The organism is Variovorax sp. Soil_C_39 (genome assembly GCF_057656815.1).
Map to the genome: position 1 here is coordinate 460,028 of NZ_JBDGJQ010000002.1, position 15,860 is coordinate 475,887.

13 protein-coding genes are annotated in these 15,860 nt (G+C 67.3%); 2 read left to right on the forward strand and 11 right to left on the reverse strand.

Features of this window, described 5'->3' with window-relative positions; translation table 11 throughout:
- Window position 1: 1 nt before the first annotated feature.
- The 5 genes from bcsR to map form a co-directional block, all read right to left on the reverse strand.
- Window positions 2-388: a BcsR/BcsP family cellulose biosynthesis protein gene (gene bcsR / locus AC3A6J_RS06180; protein WP_487859028.1), complete on the reverse strand. Its 387-nt coding sequence runs from the start codon at window positions 386-388 to the stop codon at window positions 2-4.
- On the reverse strand, window positions 385-990 hold the full coding sequence (gene bcsD, locus AC3A6J_RS06185) for a cellulose biosynthesis protein BcsD (RefSeq protein WP_487859029.1): 606 nt from the start codon (window positions 988-990) through the stop codon (window positions 385-387). Before bcsD ends, bcsR begins: the two co-directional genes overlap by 4 nt.
- Before the next feature lie 65 nt (window positions 991-1,055).
- Window positions 1,056-2,075: a sensor domain-containing diguanylate cyclase gene (locus AC3A6J_RS06190; protein ID WP_487859030.1), complete on the reverse strand. Its 1,020-nt coding sequence runs from the start codon at window positions 2,073-2,075 to the stop codon at window positions 1,056-1,058.
- 25 nt (window positions 2,076-2,100) lie between these two features.
- Entirely contained in the window at window positions 2,101-4,707 is a 2,607-nt protein-coding gene (locus tag AC3A6J_RS06195) for a [protein-PII] uridylyltransferase (RefSeq protein ID WP_487859031.1), read from the reverse strand.
- Window positions 4,708-4,729: 22 nt separating this feature from the next.
- Window positions 4,730-5,554 carry a type I methionyl aminopeptidase gene (gene map, locus AC3A6J_RS06200; protein ID WP_487859032.1) on the reverse strand — a complete coding sequence of 275 codons (825 nt, stop codon included), beginning with the start codon at window positions 5,552-5,554 and terminating at the stop codon, window positions 4,730-4,732.
- Between the two features lie 156 nt (window positions 5,555-5,710).
- On the opposite strand from map, the gene purL reads away from it, so the two are divergent.
- Window positions 5,711-9,709, forward strand: a complete 3,999-nt coding sequence (gene purL / locus AC3A6J_RS06205; RefSeq protein ID WP_487859346.1) for a phosphoribosylformylglycinamidine synthase — start codon at window positions 5,711-5,713, stop codon at window positions 9,707-9,709.
- Here purL and AC3A6J_RS06210 read toward each other — a convergent pair.
- From AC3A6J_RS06210 to AC3A6J_RS06235, 6 genes are all read right to left on the reverse strand, one after another.
- The gene (locus AC3A6J_RS06210) at window positions 9,706-10,170 is read right to left on the reverse strand and encodes a hypothetical protein (RefSeq protein ID WP_487859033.1); all 465 of its coding nucleotides are present in this window, start codon (window positions 10,168-10,170) and stop codon (window positions 9,706-9,708) included. The two genes, purL and AC3A6J_RS06210, sit on opposite strands and share 4 nt — an antisense overlap.
- A 71-nt stretch (window positions 10,171-10,241) precedes the next feature.
- Complete coding sequence (locus AC3A6J_RS06215; RefSeq protein WP_487859034.1) at window positions 10,242-11,027, reverse strand: peptidylprolyl isomerase; 786 nt, start codon at window positions 11,025-11,027, stop codon at window positions 10,242-10,244.
- Between the two features lie 89 nt (window positions 11,028-11,116).
- A complete protein-coding gene (locus tag AC3A6J_RS06220; protein ID WP_487859035.1) occupies window positions 11,117-11,410 on the reverse strand; it encodes a BolA family protein in 294 nt (97 codons plus the stop codon).
- Window positions 11,407-11,949 (reverse strand): septation protein A, encoded by a 543-nt coding sequence (locus tag AC3A6J_RS06225; RefSeq protein WP_487859036.1) that lies wholly within the window; start codon window positions 11,947-11,949, stop codon window positions 11,407-11,409. The genes AC3A6J_RS06220 and AC3A6J_RS06225 overlap by 4 nt, the downstream gene beginning before the upstream one ends.
- The gene (gene msrB, locus AC3A6J_RS06230) at window positions 11,949-12,359 is read right to left on the reverse strand and encodes a peptide-methionine (R)-S-oxide reductase MsrB (RefSeq protein ID WP_487859037.1); all 411 of its coding nucleotides are present in this window, start codon (window positions 12,357-12,359) and stop codon (window positions 11,949-11,951) included. Before msrB ends, AC3A6J_RS06225 begins: the two co-directional genes overlap by 1 nt.
- Window positions 12,356-13,894, reverse strand: coding sequence for a protein adenylyltransferase SelO (locus AC3A6J_RS06235; protein WP_487859038.1), 1,539 nt, complete (start codon window positions 13,892-13,894; stop codon window positions 12,356-12,358). Before AC3A6J_RS06235 ends, msrB begins: the two co-directional genes overlap by 4 nt.
- Window positions 13,895-14,100: 206 nt before the next feature.
- Here AC3A6J_RS06235 and AC3A6J_RS06240 point away from each other — a divergent pair, with 206 nt between their 5' ends.
- Window positions 14,101-15,744, forward strand: coding sequence for a 3-(methylthio)propionyl-CoA ligase (locus tag AC3A6J_RS06240; RefSeq protein ID WP_487859039.1), 1,644 nt, complete (start codon window positions 14,101-14,103; stop codon window positions 15,742-15,744).
- The last annotated feature ends 116 nt before the right edge of the window (window positions 15,745-15,860 follow it).

Consider the following 15,860-nt stretch of genomic DNA (forward strand, 5'->3'; position numbering starts at 1 on the left):
CTCACGTCGGCCTGCGCCAGCGTGACATGGGACCGGGCGCGGGCTCGGTGCGCTGGGGGGTGGCGAGCCGCACAAAAAGCGCTTGCAGCTCGGTGGGGCGCTGAAGGTCCGCCGGGGGCAACGAGCTTGCCGCAGGTATGGTGGGAGACGGGAAGATCGCCGGCGCCACAGGTGGTGGCGGTGCTGCCTGGACCGGCACCGGTGCCGGTGCGGCAGACGGCGGCTCGGCCGCCCGCTCGAGCGGTGCGCCAGCGAGCAGCGGCCATGCGGCACGTCCGTCGGCCCCGGTCGGTTCAGGCGGCGCGAACTCCTTGTAGTTTTGCGAGTCGCCGCCGAATTTGCGGAACAGCCCGGCCACGTCCTCCGCAGAGGGGTTGTCGATGCTCATGCGGAAAACCTCGAAAGCCGCAGTTCGATCATCGCTGCAGGCTGTGCGGCGTCCGGCTGTGCCCGCACCTGCAGTGAAGGGGGCATGCGCTGGCTGCCCAGCCAGGTCTGGTAGGCGCCTTCGAGGAACCCGGTGGTCCATGCGCTGGCGTCCGCGCCGAAGGCCATGGCCAGCGGACTGCAGGCATGCCGGATGACGAGCGCATCTGGCTCTTCGCGCAGCGTGCTGTAGCCCCAGTCGATGCCATCCCAGCGGCTGTTGAATTGCGCTTCGAGTTCGCTCAGGGTGTCGCAAGGAGGCACGGGAAGCGTGCGCGCCACGCTTTCGCCGATGCGGAAGAAGAGTTGATGGCGGTCTTCGGGCGGAAGCCCGGCACTCAGTTCCGCGGCCAGAGCTCGGTTGAATGCGAGCCATTGCGGGCTGCACGCCCTGCGTTCGAAGTGATCCAAAAACTCATTCATTGCTTCCATGTCGGCACATTCTCTGGGATGCGTTAACGATTGACAATCATTTGAACGCTCCGTATGAATTTGGAAACAGCTTCGAACAGAAGACAGTTTTTTCCCTAAACGTTTACGCATACGGAGGGCGAGCGGATTCATCCGGCGTCGATCTGCGTCAGCGTTGGTCAGGGGGGAGCGCAGCCGGCAAGTGGCCGGCCGGCCGATCAGTGCGGCAGGCTGGCGCGGCGGGCGCGTTTCACCGCGTACATCGCGGCGTCGGCTTGCCGCAGCGCGTCTTCCGCGCCGGTGCTGCGCGGATCGACGGCCACCGCACCGACGCTCGCGCCCGCGTAGCTCAGCACGACGTGGCCGAGCTTGAAATCACCCGCGGTGGCTGCGGCCACGCGGTCGGCGAAGGCGAGCGCGTCGGCTTGGGCGTCGGGGTTCGCGCGTGCGGGTCCCGGACACGCCGCCACGAACTCGTCTCCTCCCAGGCGCGCCAGCAGGTCGCCGGCGTGCAGGCTGCCCTGCAGCCGCTGGGCCATGGCCACGAGGAACTCGTCGCCGGCGTCGTGGCCGTGCAGGTCGTTGACCGACTTAAATCCGTCGAGGTCGACGAAGGCGACCACCACGCCGCGACCGTCGCGTTCGGCCTGGGCCAGCAGGCGTCGCAGTTCGTCGAGGAAGGCACGCCGGTTCGGCAGGTTCGTGAGCGCGTCGGTCGCGGCGCGGGCGGCGAGTTCGGCGTTGGCCTCGGTGAGGCGCTGCAGCAATTGCTCGCGCTCCACGTGCTGGCCGATCAGCCGTGCGAACAGCCCGAGCACGTTGAAGGCGTTGTCAGGCAGCGGCCGGCTCTGGGCGCTCGCGGCGCACAGAGTGCCGTAGAGGCCGCCGCTGTCGGTGCGCACGGGCGTGCTCACATAGGTCTGGATGCCGAGCTGCCGGGCGGCATCTGAGTCGCCCCAGCATTCGGCCACGTTGTCGGTGTAGACGCGGCCCTCGTCGAGCGCGCGCTTGCAGAGCGTGTCGCCCCAGGGCACCGCCAACCCCTCGGGAATCTGCATCTGCCGCACGTTGCGGGCATAGAGGATGTGCTGCAGGCCCTGCGCCGAGTCGATCCGGGTCAGGTAGGTGGATTCGAGGCCCGTCACCGCCTCGAGCATCTCGAGCATGGGACGCGTCAGGTCTTCGAGCGTGCGGGCGGACGAGACGGACGTCGAGAGTTGGCTCAGCAGTGGATCCATGGGCCGCATTCTGCCGCGCGGCGTTTCAGGATTCCAGGGCGTCCATGAGCTCGGTCTCGATCGCGAGCTGCGTCTTCTGGCCCTGCAGTTCGGGGCCGCTGATCAGAAAGGTGTCCTCCACGCGTTCGCCGAGCGTCGTGATCTTGGCGAGCTGCAGGTTCAGGTGGTGGCGCGCGAGCACGCGTGCCACCGAGTAGAGCAGCCCGGCGCGGTCGCTGGCCGAGATGTTGAGCAGCCAGCGCTGCGCCTTGTCGTCGGGCAGCAGGCTGATGCGCGGCTTGATCGGGAAGCTGCGCACGCGCCGCGACACCCGTCCCACGCTCGGCGCGGGGAGATCGCCGGCCTGGGTGAGCGTCTGGCCAAGGCCGGCCTCGACCATGTTGATCAGGTCGCGGTAGTGATCGGGCACGAAGGCGTTCACGATCTGGAAGGTGTCGAGCGCGTAGCCGTTGGTCGTGGTGTGGACCTTGGCATCGAGGATGCTGAACGACGACTGGTCGAAATAGCCGCAGATGCGTGCGAACAGGTCGGGCTGGTCGGGCGTGTAGACCACCACCTGCAGGCCTTCTCCCACCGGCGACAGCCGCGCCCGAACGATCGGCGGCGCCTTCGGGTCGACCGGTACTTTCGCCGGCGGCACGAAGCGCGACAGCTGCTTGGCGTGCCAGGCGATCTCGCTGGCGTCGTGGCGCATGAAGTAGCGCACGTCGAGCGTGTCCCACAGCGCCTTGTGCGCCTCGAAGGGCTGGGCGTGCAGCGCGAGCTGCACCAGCGCCTCGCGCTTGCGCGATTCGACCTCCGCGTCGGGGTCGGGCATGCGTCCGCCGAGTGCGCGCAGGGTGTAGCGGTAGAGGTCTTCGAGCAGCTTGCCCTTCCAGGCATTCCACACGCGCGGCGAAGTGCCGCGAATGTCGGCCACCGTCAGCAGGTAGAGCGCCGTGAGGTAGCGCTCGTTGCCCACGCGCTTGGCGAAGGCGCCGATCACGTCGGGGTCGCCGAGGTCCTGCTTCTGCGCCACCTGGCTCATCACGAGGTGCTCGGCCACCAGGAACTCGATCAGCTTCGCGTCCTCGCGCGCAATGCCGTGCTGGCGGCAGAAGCGCTGCACGTCGCGGGCACCCAGCGTCGAATGGTCGCCGCCACGGCCCTTGGCGATATCGTGGAACAGCGCCGCCACGTAGAGGATCCAGGGCTTGTCCCAGCCCGCGGCCAGCTGCGAGCAGAACGGGTACTCGTGCGCGTGCTCGGCGATGAAGAAGCGCCGCACGTTGCGCAGCACCATCAGGATGTGCTGGTCGACCGTGTACACATGGAACAGGTCGTGCTGCATCTGGCCCACGATGCTGCGGAACACCCGCAGGTAGCGCCCCAGCACCGAAGTCTGGTTCATCAGCCTGAACGCATGCGTGATGCCGTAGGGCTGCTGCAGGATGCGCATGAAGGTCTGGTGGTTCGCCGGATCGTTGCGGAACCGGCTGTCCATGACGTGGCGTGCGTTGTAGAGCGCGCGCAGCGTGCGTGCCGACAGGCCCTTCACGCCGATGGTCTTCTGGTAGAGCAGGAAGGTCTCGAGCACGGCATGCGGCTCGCGCTCGTAGAGGTCGTCGCTCGCGATCTCGATCAGGCCGGCGCGCTCGTAGAAGCGCTCGTTGATCGGCGTGTGCTGCTCGTCGGCCGGCTGCAGCCGTTCGGCGATGTTCAGCAGCAGGATCTGGTTGAGCTGCGACACCGCCTTGGCCGCCCAGTAGTAGCGCCGCATCAGCGCCTCGCTCGCCTTGCGCTGCGACTCGCCTTCGTAGCCGAAAGTGGCCGCCACGGCGGTCTGCAGGTCGAACACCAGCCGGTCCTCGCGCCGGTTGGCGATCACGTGCAGCCGCGCGCGGATCAGCGAGAGCAGGGCCTCGTTGCGCTTGATCTGCTGTGCCTCGAACGGGGTCGCGAGACCGTTCTTCGCCAAGTCGTCCCAGCGGCTGCCGAAACCGGCGGCCCTGGTCATCCAGAGGATGGTCTGCAGGTCGCGCAGGCCGCCTGGCGATTCCTTGCAGTTGGGCTCGAGCGCGTAGGGCGTGTTGTCGTACTTCTGGTGCCGGTGGCGCATTTCCTGCGACTTGGCCATGAAGAACGCCTGCGGATCGATCGCCCCGGCGAAGCGGCCGCAGAAGGTGGTGAAGAGCTTCCTGTCGCCGGTGACGAGCCGCGCCTCGAGCAGCGAGGTCTGGACCGTGACGTCTTTCTCGGCCTCGGCCAGGCATTCGTCGAGCGTGCGCACGCTCGAGCCGATCTCGAGGCCCGCATCCCAGCAGTGGCCGATGAAGGCCTCGATGCGCGACGGCTCGACGCCGCCGTCCTGCCCGTCGGGCGGCAGCAGCAGCAGCACGTCGACGTCCGAGTACGGGAACAGCTCGCCGCGGCCGAAGCCGCCGACCGCGACCAGCGCCAGCGCGTTGCCGAAGCCAGCCTCGTTCCAGAGCGTGCAGAGCGTGCGGTCGGCCAGCGCCGACAGCTGCCGCAGCACGGCATGCACGCTGCGCGTCGGCGCGCGTGCGAAGCGCAGAGTGTCGAAGAGCGCCAGCTTCCTGGCGCGATAGTTCTCGCGCAGCGTCGCGACGTCGAGCTTGGCGGGTTCGATCACGGCCGGGGTGCGCTCTGGCGGGTCAGGTCTTGGTGGCGGCGACGAACGAGGGCAGGGGCGGGCTGCCTTCGGACAGCGTCAGCACCTCGTAGCCCGTCTCGGTGACCAGCACCGTGTGCTCCCATTGCGCCGACAGCGAACGGTCGCGCGTGACGATGGTCCAGCCGTCGTACTGGCCGCCCTTGAAGTCTTCTTTCACCTCGCGCCGGCCGGCGTTGATCATCGGTTCGATCGTGAAGATCATGCCGGGCTTGAGTTCTTCGAGGGTGCCGGGGCGGCCGTAGTGCAGCACCTGCGGTTCCTCGTGGAAGCGCTGGCCGACGCCGTGGCCGCAGAATTCGCGCACCACCGAGAAGCCGTGCCCTTCGGCAAACTTCTGGATCGCATGGCCGATGTCGCCGAGGTGGGCGCCGGGACGCACCTGCAGGATGCCGTGCCACATCGCCTCGAAGGTGAGCGAGCACAGGCGCTTGGCCGCGATGGAGGCGTCGCCGACCACGAACATTCGGCTGTTGTCGCCGAACCAGCCGTCCTTGATGACGGTGACGTCGATGTTCATGATGTCGCCCTTCTTCAAGGGCTTTTCATTGGGAATGCCGTGGCAGACCACGTGGTTCACCGAGGTGCAGAGCGACTTCGGGAACGGCACGCTGCTCGCGCCCATGTAGCCCACCGTGGCCGAGGTGGTGCCCTGCTTGACCATGTATTCGGCGGCCAGCCGGTCGATTTCGTTCGTGGTGACCCCGGGCTTGACGAAGGGGGTGAGGTAGTCCAGCACCTCGGAGGCCAGGCGGCAGGCGACGCGCATGGCTTCGATGCCCGCCGCGTCTTTATAGGTAATGCTCATGGCCCGAATTATCCCATCGGCCCCGGCTAAAATTCCGGGTTAACGCGGATGACCCCAGTCAGCGGCCATCCGCTCGATCCTGACCTCCAACGCGGCCCTCGAGGCCACCATTCGACCGTGACGCAGCCCGCACCCCAAGCCCTTCCCGTCGTAACCATGTTCGAGGGCGGCAGCGCACTCAGCGATTTCCGTGCGCGGCAGCTGCTGCCGAAGCTTGCGGCCATCGATCCGCGCATCGAGGGCATTTCGGCGCGCTTCGTGCACCTGGTGGTGACCGACGCGGCGCTCGACGCGGCGGCCCGCGAGCGCTTTGCGGCGCTGCTGACCTACGGCGAACCCTTCGAGGCGCCCACGGCCAAAGCCAGCGCCTCGGTGGTCGTCACGCCGCGCCTGGGCACGGTCTCGCCCTGGGCTTCCAAGGCCACCGACATCGCGCACAACTGCGGCCTGGCGCTGCGCCGTGTCGAGCGGGTCACGCAATACCACCTGAAGCTCAAGGCGCCGCTGATCGGCAAGGCCCCGGTTCTCGATGGCGATGCGCTCGCCGCCGTGGCCGGGCCGCTGCACGACCGCATGACCGAATCGGTGCTCGCCACCGTCGAGCAGGCGGCGAGCCTGTTCAGCGAACTGCCGGCCCAGCCGATGGCGCTGGTCGATGTGCAGGGCGGCGGCCGCGCGGCGCTGGTGGCGGCCAACACCGGCTTCGGGCTCGCGCTCGCCGAGGACGAGATCGATTACCTCGTCGAGGCCTTCACGCGGCTCGGGCGCAACCCGAGCGACGTCGAGCTGATGATGTTTGCCCAGGCCAACAGCGAGCACTGCCGCCACAAGATCTTCAACGCCGACTTCACCATCGACGGGGTGGCGCAGCCGCAGAGCCTGTTCTCGATGATCCGCCACACCGAGCGGCAGAACCCGCAGCACACCGTGGTGGCCTACGCGGACAACGCCTCGATCATGGAAGGCTCGACGATCGAGCGCTTCGTGCCCGAACAGGGCTCGCAGAACTACCGCAAGGACAGCGCCCTGAGCCACGTGCTGATGAAGGTCGAGACGCACAACCATCCGACCGCCATTTCCCCGTTTCCGGGCGCTTCCACCGGCGCCGGCGGCGAGATCCGCGACGAGGGCGCCACCGGCCGCGGCTCCAGGCCCAAGGCGGGCCTGACCGGCTTCACCGTCTCGAAGCTCTGGCCCGAAGCGGGCCACTACGGCAAGCCCGAGCACATCGCGAGCCCGCTGCAGATCATGACCGAGGGCCCGCTCGGCGGCGCCGCGTTCAACAACGAATTCGGCCGGCCCAACCTGCTCGGCTATTTCCGCGAGTACGAGCAGGCGGTGGCCAGCGACGTCGACACCGTGCAGCGCGGCTACCACAAGCCGATCATGATCGCGGGCGGCCTCGGCAGCATCGACGCCACGCAGACGAAGAAGATCCTGTTCCCGGCCGGCTCGCTCCTGATCCAGCTCGGCGGCCCCGGCATGCGCATCGGCATGGGCGGCAGCGCCGCCAGCTCGATGGCCACCGGCGCCAATGCGGCCGAGCTCGACTTCGACTCGGTGCAGCGCGGCAACCCGGAGATCGAGCGCCGTGCGCAGGAGGTCATCAACCACTGCTGGCAGCAGGGCGCCGCCAATCCGATCCTTGCGATCCACGACGTCGGCGCGGGCGGCCTGAGCAATGCGTTCCCCGAGCTCACCAACGACGCCGGCCGCGGCGCGCGCTTCGACCTGCGCGCCGTGCCGCTCGAGGAATCGGGCATGGCGCCGAAGGAAATCTGGTGCAACGAGAGCCAGGAGCGTTATGTGCTGGCAATCGCGCCCGAGTCGCTCGAACAGTTCAAGGCCTTCTGCGAGCGCGAGCGCTGCCCGTTCGCGGTGGTTGGCGTGGCGACCGAGGAGCGCCAACTGGTCGTGGCGGACGAGGGGCCCGAGGTTCAGCCGGTCGACATGCCGATGGATGTTTTGCTCGGCAAGCCGCCGAAGATGCACCGCGACGTGAAGACCGTCGCCCGCACGTTCAAGCCGCTCGAGCTCACGGGCGTCGACCTGCAGAAGGCCGCGATCGACGTGCTCTCGCACCCGACCGTGGCGTCCAAGCGCTTCCTCATCACCATCGGCGACCGCACCGTCGGCGGATTGAGCCACCGCGACCAGATGGTCGGCCCGTGGCAGGTGCCCGTGGCCGACTGCGCGGTGACGCTGGCCGATTACAAGGGATTTGCGGGCGAGGCCATGAGCATGGGCGAGCGCACGCCGCTGGCCGCGCTCGACGCGCCGGCCTCGGGCCGCATGGCCGTGGCCGAGGCCATCACCAACCTGCTGGCCGCGCCGATCGAGCTGTCGCGCGTCAAGCTGTCGGCCAACTGGATGGCGGCCTGCGGCGAACCCGGCGAGGACGCCGCGCTGTATGAGACCGTGAAGGCGGTGGGCCTCGAGCTGTGCCCGGCGCTGGGCGTGTCGATCCCCGTCGGCAAGGATTCGCTGTCGATGCGCACGCAATGGAACGACGGCGCCCAGGCCAGGAAAGTCACCTCGCCCGTGAGCCTGATCGTGACCGCCTTCGCCACGCTCGAGGACGTGCGCGGCACGCTCACGCCGCAGCTCGATGCCGAAGAGCCCGACACCACGCTGGTGCTGATCGACCTCGGCCGCGGCCAGCATCGCATGGCCGGCAGCATCCTCGCGCAGACGCTGGGCCAGACGGGCGACCGGGTGCCCGACCTCGACGATCCGGCGCAGCTCGTCGCGCTGGTCAAGGCCGTGAACGCGCTGCGTGCCGACGGCAAGATTCTCGCGATGCACGACCGCAGCGACGGCGGGCTGTTTGCCACGGCCTGCGAGATGGCCTTTGCCGGCCACGTCGGCGTGGCGCTCAACGTCGACATGCTGGTCACCGAAGGCGACGGCATCTCCGACAGCCGCATGGAGACCGGCGACGCCAAGAACTGGGCGCAGCAGGTCAGCGCGCGGCGCGAGGAGCTCACGCTCAAGGCGCTCTTCAACGAGGAGCTCGGCATGGTGCTGCAGGTGCGCACCGCCGAGCGCAACGACGTGATGCAGGTGCTGCGCGCCCATGGCCTCAGCGCCCACAGCCATTTCGTCGGCATGACCCGGCCTGCGAGTTCGGAAATCGAGGCCGGCAAGGGCAAGCTCGAGATCTGGCGCGATGCCAAGCCGGTGTTCAGCGCCACGCTGGCCGACCTGCACCAGGTGTGGGATGCAGTGAGCTGGAAGATCGCGCGCGAACGCGACAACCCGGCCTGCGCCGATGCCGAGCATGCCGCGGCCGGCGATCCGTCCGATCCCGGTCTGCATGTATTTCTCCCTCTCCCTCCGGGAGAGGGCAGGGGTGAGGGCGGCGGCGCCAACGCCCCCGCTATCTTGCAATCACGTCCCAAGGTCGCCATCCTGCGCGAGCAGGGCGTCAACTCGCACGTCGAAATGGCCTATGCCTTCACCGACGCCGGCTTCGACGCCTTCGACGTGCACATGACCGACCTGCAGACGGGCCGGGCCGACCTGTCGCAGTTCAAGGGCGTGGTCGCCTGCGGCGGCTTCAGCTACGGCGACACGCTGGGCGCGGGCATCGGCTGGGCGCGCAGCATCACCTTCAACCCCCGGCTCGCCGAGCAGTTCAAGGGCTTCTTCGGACGCGCCGACACCTTCGGACTGGGCGTGTGCAACGGCTGCCAGATGTTTGCCGAGCTGGCTGACATCATCCCGGGCGCCGAGGCCTGGCCGCGCTTCACCACGAACCAGAGCGAGCGCTTCGAGGCGCGGCTGTCGATGGTCGAGGTGCTCGAATCGCCGAGCCTCTTCTTCGCAGGCATGGCCGGCGCGCGCCTGCCGATCGCGGTGGCGCACGGCGAGGGCTATGCCAACTTCAAGCACCGCGGCGACGCCACGAAGGCCATCGCCGCGATGCGCTATGTCGACAACCACGGCCAGCCGACCGAGCAGTACCCGTTCAATCCGAACGGCAGCGCCGGTGGCCTGACCTCGGTCACCACGGCCGACGGCCGATTTACGGCGGTGATGCCGCACCCGGAACGGGTGTTCCGCAATATCCAGATGAGCTGGACCGCGGGCGGCAAGAACGACTTCAGCCCCTGGATGCAGATCTGGCGCAACGCCCGGAATTGGGTCGGCTAGCTCTTGCAGACCTGGGCCAAGAGTGGACGGGCCAGCGCCGGATGGGTTGCCTGTTCCGGATCCCATTTCCACAGCGCCAGCGTGCCCATGATGGCGGTGCGCTCCTTGCCGCCGGCCTGCGCGTACAGGCGCTTCTGCAGGTTCTGCGCTCGTCGGCCGGCGCAGTCGACGGCCACCGTGTCAACCGTCGACCGGTAGCTCCCCAGCATGCCGCTGTCGCGTTCGCGGGAAAAATCCACCAGCACCAGTGCCACCGGGTAGGGGCGATCGTCGTCCGCGTTGTGGTTGGCGACATCGATCAGTCCCCTCGGGTCGAACTGGATGGCGGTCACGTCCTTGCCGAAGCCGACACCCGGCAACGGCACCCAGTTGGAAGGCTGTGCCATGGCGGCCGTGCATGCGGCCACAGCCGTCACGAGCAGGATGGAGATTCTCGACACACGGGTAGCGGCTTGGTGCATGGATTGAGTCTTGAAAATGAAAAAAGCGGCCCACGGGCCGCCTTTAAGTTTAAGCAGCGTGATGCCGCGTCTTATTCGATCTTCGCCTTCGCGCGCAGTTCTTCCTGGTACTTCTGCAGGCGCTGCTGCTGCAGCTGCTGCGTGATCTGCGGCTTCACTTCTTCCATCGTCGGCAGCTGGGCCTGGCGGATGTCGTCGATGCGGATGATGTGGTAGCCGAACTGGGTCTTCACGGGCGCGGCCGTGGTCTCGCCCTTCTTGAGCTTGATCATGGCTTCCGAGAACTCGGGCACGAAGCTCGCGGGGTTGGCCCAGTCGAGGTCGCCGCCGTTGGCGCCCGATCCCGGGTCCTTGCTCTGCTTCTTGGCGATGTCCTCGAACTTGCCGCCCTTCTTGAGGTCGGCCAGGATCTTCTTGGCCTGGTCTTCGTTCTCGACCAGGATGTGGCGCGCCTTGAATTCCTTGCCGCCGTTGGCCGCGACGAACTTGTCGTACTCGGCCTTCACATCGGCGTCGGACACCGCGTTTGTCTTGCGGTGGTTTTCGAACAGCGCGCGGATCAGGATGGCCTGGCGGGCCAGTTCGAGCTGGTTCTTGTAGTCGTCGGTGGCGTCGAGGCCCTGCTTCTGCGCTTCCTGCATGAAGACTTCACGCGCGACGATCTCTTCGCGAAGCTGGCTCTGCATTTCGGGTGTGACGGGGCGGCCGGCGGCGGCCAGCTGCTGGGCCAGCACGTCCATGCGCGCCTTGGGCACCGGCTTGCCATTGACGATGGCTGCGTTCTGTGCCACTGCCGCCATGGGAATGGCACCGATCAGCGCTGCGGCCGCGAGGGCCTGCAAGAGTTGTTTTTTCATGGAATGAGTATCAGCTGGAGGGGAAGTGCGCTCGAACGACAGAACGGGCGCGTGAAGAAAAGTGCGGCGTGAGGGACCGGAAAGACGACTCAAAGCACCTCGATGGCGATGGCGTGCAGGCCCTGCGCGATGAAAATCTGGAGGGCATCATACACAAGGCGATGGCGCGCCACCCGGGGCTTTCCTTCGAAGCGCGGGGAGGCGATGCGAACCCGGAAATGGGTGCCGCGGCCTTCGGCGTTGGCGCCGGCGTGGCCCGCGTGGGCGGCGCTTTCGTCGATGACCTCGAGCACGGTGGGGTCGAGCGCCTTGCGCAGCGCCGCCTCGAGCTCATGGACGGTCGGCGGCGGGTGACCGTCGGCGGTGACGTTCGCGGCATTCATGCGGCGGGCTTGTCGTCGTTCTTGAGATGCGGCGAGATGTAGAGCCCCTGCGCCACCAGGAAGACCAACGGGAAGATGTAGCCCCAGAGCTTGAACTCGACCCAGGCCTCGGTGCTGAAGTAGGCCGCCACGTAGCCGTTGACCACCGCCATGAAGAGGCAATAGCCGATCCACGCCACGTTCAGGCGTTGCCAGATGTTGTCGGGCAGCTGCAGCTGTGCGCCCAGCAGCATCTTGAGAAAGTTCTTGCGCAATGCCCAGAGCGCCACCGCGAGCGCGATTGCCATCGCACCGTAGAGCACCGTCGGCTTCCACTTGATGAAGCGGTCGTCGTGCAGCACCAGTGTCAGCGTGCCGAACAATAGGATCAACACCAGCGTGGCCTTCTGCATCGCCTGCAGTTTGCGTTCCATGGCGTAGATGACGGCCATCTGCACCACCGTGGCAGCCATCAGCACGCCGGTGGCCGTGTAGATGTCGCCCAGCTTGTAGGCGCCGAAGAACAGCAGGATCGGAAAGAAGTCGAGCAGCAGTTTCATTATTTCTTCTGGAAATCGAGCGACGCCGAGTTCATGCAGTAGCGCAGGCCGGTTTCGGTGGGTCCGTCGGGAAACACGTGGCCCAGGTGGGCGCCGCATTGGGCGCATACGTTCTCGGTGCGCACCATGCCGTGCGAACGGTCGACGATATTGCGGATAGCGCCGGGCACGGCCGCTTCCGAAAAGCTGGGCCAGCCGCAGCCGGCGTCGAACTTGGTCGTCGACTCGAACAGCTTCGCGCCGCAGCAGATGCAGTGGTAGGTGCCGTCGTCCCAATGCGCCTCGTACTTGCCGGTGAAGGGGCGTTCGGTGGCTGCATGGCGCGTGACCTCGAAGGCCGCGGGCTCGGCGCCCTTTTCAGCGAGCAGGGCTTTCCATTCGGCGTCGGTCTTGTCGGTGGGAGTGGTCATGATGAACAGCTGATCTCGATCGTGGAGGCCCAGTCGGGCGGGAACCCGGCGTAGTCGTCGAAGCCGGGATGTTCGTCAAATGGGGTCTCGAGCAGGCTCAGCAAGGTGGCCACGCCCGAGAAGTCCTTCTGTGCTGCCGCTTCGATGGCCTGCTGGCCCAGGTGGTTCCTGAGCACGAACTTGGGGTTCGCCTGCAGCATCGAATCGGCCGCCGCCGGCCCGGTGTTCTGCCCGTGCCGCTCCCGAAAGGATAGCATCCAGGCGTCGAAGCCCGCGCGGTCGAGGAACAGGTCGCGCACCGGCTCGGCGCTGCCGTCGGCCATGGCGTGCGACAGCCGGCGCCAGAAGATCGTGTAGTCGACCTTTTCCGCGGCCAGCAGCTTCAGCACGCCCTCGATCAGCGCGCGGTCGTCGCCGGCCGGCACGCCGATGCCGAGCTTGGCGCCCATGCGCTGCTCGAACGCGGCCGGGAACACCGTCTTGTACGACGCGAGCGCGGCCACCGCAGTCTCTTCGTCGCCGATCAGCGGCAGCAGCGCCTGGGCGAGGCAGAACAGGTTCCAGTAAGCCACGTTGGGCTGCTGGTTGAAGGCGTAGCGGCCTTCGGTGTCGCTGTGGTTGCAGATGTGGCGCGGATCGAAGCCGTCGAGAAACTGGAACGGCCCGTAGTCGATGGTGAGCCCGAGGATGCTCATGTTGTCGGTGTTCATCACGCCATGGCAGAAGCCCACGGCCTGCCACTGCGCAAGCAGCGCGGCGGTGCGCTCGCTCACGGCCTCGAGGAAGGCCGCATAGGCGTTGCCGCCGAAACGGTCGGTGCCGCGGCAGGCCGGGTAGTAGCGGTCGATCACGTAGTCGGCCAGCGCCCGCAGGGCATCGTGCTGCTGGTTGGCGGCAAAGTGCTCGAAGTGACCGAAGCGGATGAAGCTCGGCGCCACGCGGGTCACGACGGCGGCGGTCTCTATCTCTTCGCGGCGCACGCGCGCATCGGAGCCGGTGACGCACAAGGCCCGGGTGGTTGGAATGCCCAGACCGTGCATCGCCTCGCTGCAGAGGAATTCGCGGATGCTCGAACGCAGCACCGCGCGGCCGTCGCCCATGCGCGAGTAGGGCGTGCGCCCGGCGCCCTTGAACTGGACTTCGAGCCCGCCCGCGGTTTCGCCGAGCATGATGGCGCGGCCGTCGCCGAGCTGGCCGGCCCACACGCCGAACTGGTGGCCGCTGTACACCGTGGCGAACGGCGCCGTGCCTGCCACCGGGATGTTGCCGGTCAGCGCCTCGAGCGCCGCGCTGGTGCGCCAGCCCTCGGGCAGGCCGAGCTCGCGCGCGACGCGCTCGCTGTGGCCAACCCAGTACGGCGGCGTCGGGGACACCAACGGCGTGGGCTGCAGCGCGGTGAAGAAGCGCGGCCCCAGCGTGGCAAAGCCGGGCACCCATGTCAGGCCCAGGTCGGCAGTGTGGGCGGCGTGGTAGGAGGAGGAGGCGAGTGTGTCGGTGCTGCCGGTTGCACCGGCAGGCTGGCTCGTGGGCGTCATGAATGGATTGTCCGGCAGAGTGCGAGACCCCTTGCGCCGGGGGGCCTCAGCATTCGAGGGCGTCCTACCTTTCGGTAGACAGGCCGCGCATGTGACAGCAGCGTGTCCGCGCAGTGCGGGTTTCTGGCATTGTGCGAACGCACAAAGATTGCGTGAATCCCCTCATGTTCGAAACCGCTGAAATCGCTGAAAGAAGGAGCCTGTAGATGCTGGGTTTGATGCAAGACCAACCGCTTTTGATCTCGTCGCTGATCGAGTTCGCCGAGCGCCACCATGGCGACGCCGAGATCGTCTCGCGGCGGGTCGAGGGCGATGTCCACCAGAGTTCGTGGAGCCAGATCGCATCGCGTTCTCGGCAGGTCGCCAACGCGCTCGACGGCGAGCAGCTGCTCTTCAGCGACCGGGTCGCGACCCTGGCCTGGAACGGCTACCGCCACCTCGAGCTGTACTACGGCGTGAGCGGCACCGGGCGGGTGCTGCACACCATCAATCCGCGCCTGCATCCCGACCAGATCGCCTGGATCGCCAACCATGCCGAAGACCAGATCCTCTGCTTCGACCTGAGCTTCCTGCCGCTGGTGCAGGCGGTGCATGCCAAGTGCAGCACGGTGCGCAAGTGGGTTGCGCTGTGCGACGCCGACAGGCTGCCGGCCGACAGCGGCATCCCGGGCCTCGTGAGCTACGAGGACTGGATCGGCGGCCATTCGAACGACTACGACTGGCCGAGCTTCGACGAGAACTCGGCTTCGAGCATGTGCTACACGAGCGGCACCACCGGCAACCCGAAGGCCGCGCTCTACAGCCACCGCTCCACGCTGCTGCACGCCTACGCCGCGGCGCTGCCCGACGTGATGCGCATCTCGGCGCGCGATGCGGTGCTGCCGGTGGTGCCGATGTTCCACGTCAACGCCTGGGGCATTCCGTATTCGGCCGCGCTCGTCGGCGCCAAGATCGTGTTCCCCGGCCCGGCGCTCGACGGCAAATCGGTGTTCGAACTCATCGAGTCCGAAGGCGTCACCTTTGCCGCCGGCGTGCCCACCGTGTGGCAGATGATGCTCGGCCACATGCAGGCCAACGACCTGAAGTTCTCGACCCTGGAGCGCACCGTGATCGGCGGCTCGGCCTGCCCGCCGGCCATGATCCGCGCGTTCCAGGACCTCTACAAGGTCGAGGTGCTGCATGCCTGGGGCATGACCGAGATGAGCCCGCTCGGCACGCTGTGCACGCTCAAGAACAAGCACCTGGCCATGCCCGCCGAGGCGCAGGTCGCCATTCGCCAGAAGCAGGGCCGCGCGATCTTCGGCGTCGACATGAAGATCGTCGACGGCGACGGCAAGGAGCTGCCCTGGGACGGCAAGGCCTTCGGCGACCTGCTCGTCAAGGGGCCATGGGTCGTGAAGGAATACTTCAAGGGCGAGGGCGGCAATCCGCTCGTGCCCGACGCGCAGGGGCGCGGCTGGTTCCCGACCGGTGACGTCGCCACCATCGATCCCGACGGCTTCCTGCAGATCACCGACCGCAGCAAGGACGTGATCAAGTCGGGCGGCGAATGGATCAGCTCGATCGAGATCGAGAACATCGCCGTCGCGCATCCGGCCGTGGCCATGGCCGCCTGCATCGGCGTGGCACACCCAAAGTGGGACGAGCGACCGATCATCGCGGTGGTCAGGAAGCCCAACACCGAGGTCACGCGCGAGGAGCTGCTTGGTTTCTACGAAGGCAAGACCGCCAAGTGGCAGGTTCCCGACGACGTGGTGTTCGTCGAGGCGATCCCGATCGGCGCCACCGGCAAGATCCTCAAGACCCGGCTGCGCGAAATGTTGAAGGACTACAAGCTGCCTATGGGTTGAGCGCACAGGTGTCGCGCGTGCGATAGCGGGGCCGGGTTTGCGGCCCGGCTTGCGGGCATTCCCTGTGCGGCGGCGAAAAGCGCGCTTGTACCCTGCGGCCTCACCCTCAAACGGAG

What these genes read in the sequence shown, in the direction of transcription:
- AC3A6J_RS06210 (WP_487859033.1), bottom strand. Translation starts at nt 10,170, where the DNA reads ATGCACCAAGCCGCTACCCGTGTGTCGAGAATCTCCATCCTGCTCGTG.
- AC3A6J_RS06225 (WP_487859036.1), bottom strand. Translation starts at nt 11,949, where the DNA reads ATGAAACTGCTGCTCGACTTCTTTCCGATCCTGCTGTTCTTCGGCGCC.
- AC3A6J_RS06190 (WP_487859030.1), bottom strand. Translation starts at nt 2,075, where the DNA reads ATGGATCCACTGCTGAGCCAACTCTCGACGTCCGTCTCGTCCGCCCGC.
- AC3A6J_RS06235 (WP_487859038.1), bottom strand. Translation starts at nt 13,894, where the DNA reads ATGACGCCCACGAGCCAGCCTGCCGGTGCAACCGGCAGCACCGACACA.
- bcsR (WP_487859028.1), bottom strand. Translation starts at nt 388, where the DNA reads ATGAGCATCGACAACCCCTCTGCGGAGGACGTGGCCGGGCTGTTCCGC.
- map (WP_487859032.1), bottom strand. Translation starts at nt 5,554, where the DNA reads ATGAGCATTACCTATAAAGACGCGGCGGGCATCGAAGCCATGCGCGTC.
- AC3A6J_RS06240 (WP_487859039.1), top strand. Translation starts at nt 14,101, where the DNA reads ATGCTGGGTTTGATGCAAGACCAACCGCTTTTGATCTCGTCGCTGATC.
- AC3A6J_RS06220 (WP_487859035.1), bottom strand. Translation starts at nt 11,410, where the DNA reads ATGAATGCCGCGAACGTCACCGCCGACGGTCACCCGCCGCCGACCGTC.
- bcsD (WP_487859029.1), bottom strand. Translation starts at nt 990, where the DNA reads ATGAATCCGCTCGCCCTCCGTATGCGTAAACGTTTAGGGAAAAAACTG.
- AC3A6J_RS06215 (WP_487859034.1), bottom strand. Translation starts at nt 11,027, where the DNA reads ATGAAAAAACAACTCTTGCAGGCCCTCGCGGCCGCAGCGCTGATCGGT.
- msrB (WP_487859037.1), bottom strand. Translation starts at nt 12,359, where the DNA reads ATGACCACTCCCACCGACAAGACCGACGCCGAATGGAAAGCCCTGCTC.
- purL (WP_487859346.1), top strand. Translation starts at nt 5,711, where the DNA reads ATGTTCGAGGGCGGCAGCGCACTCAGCGATTTCCGTGCGCGGCAGCTG.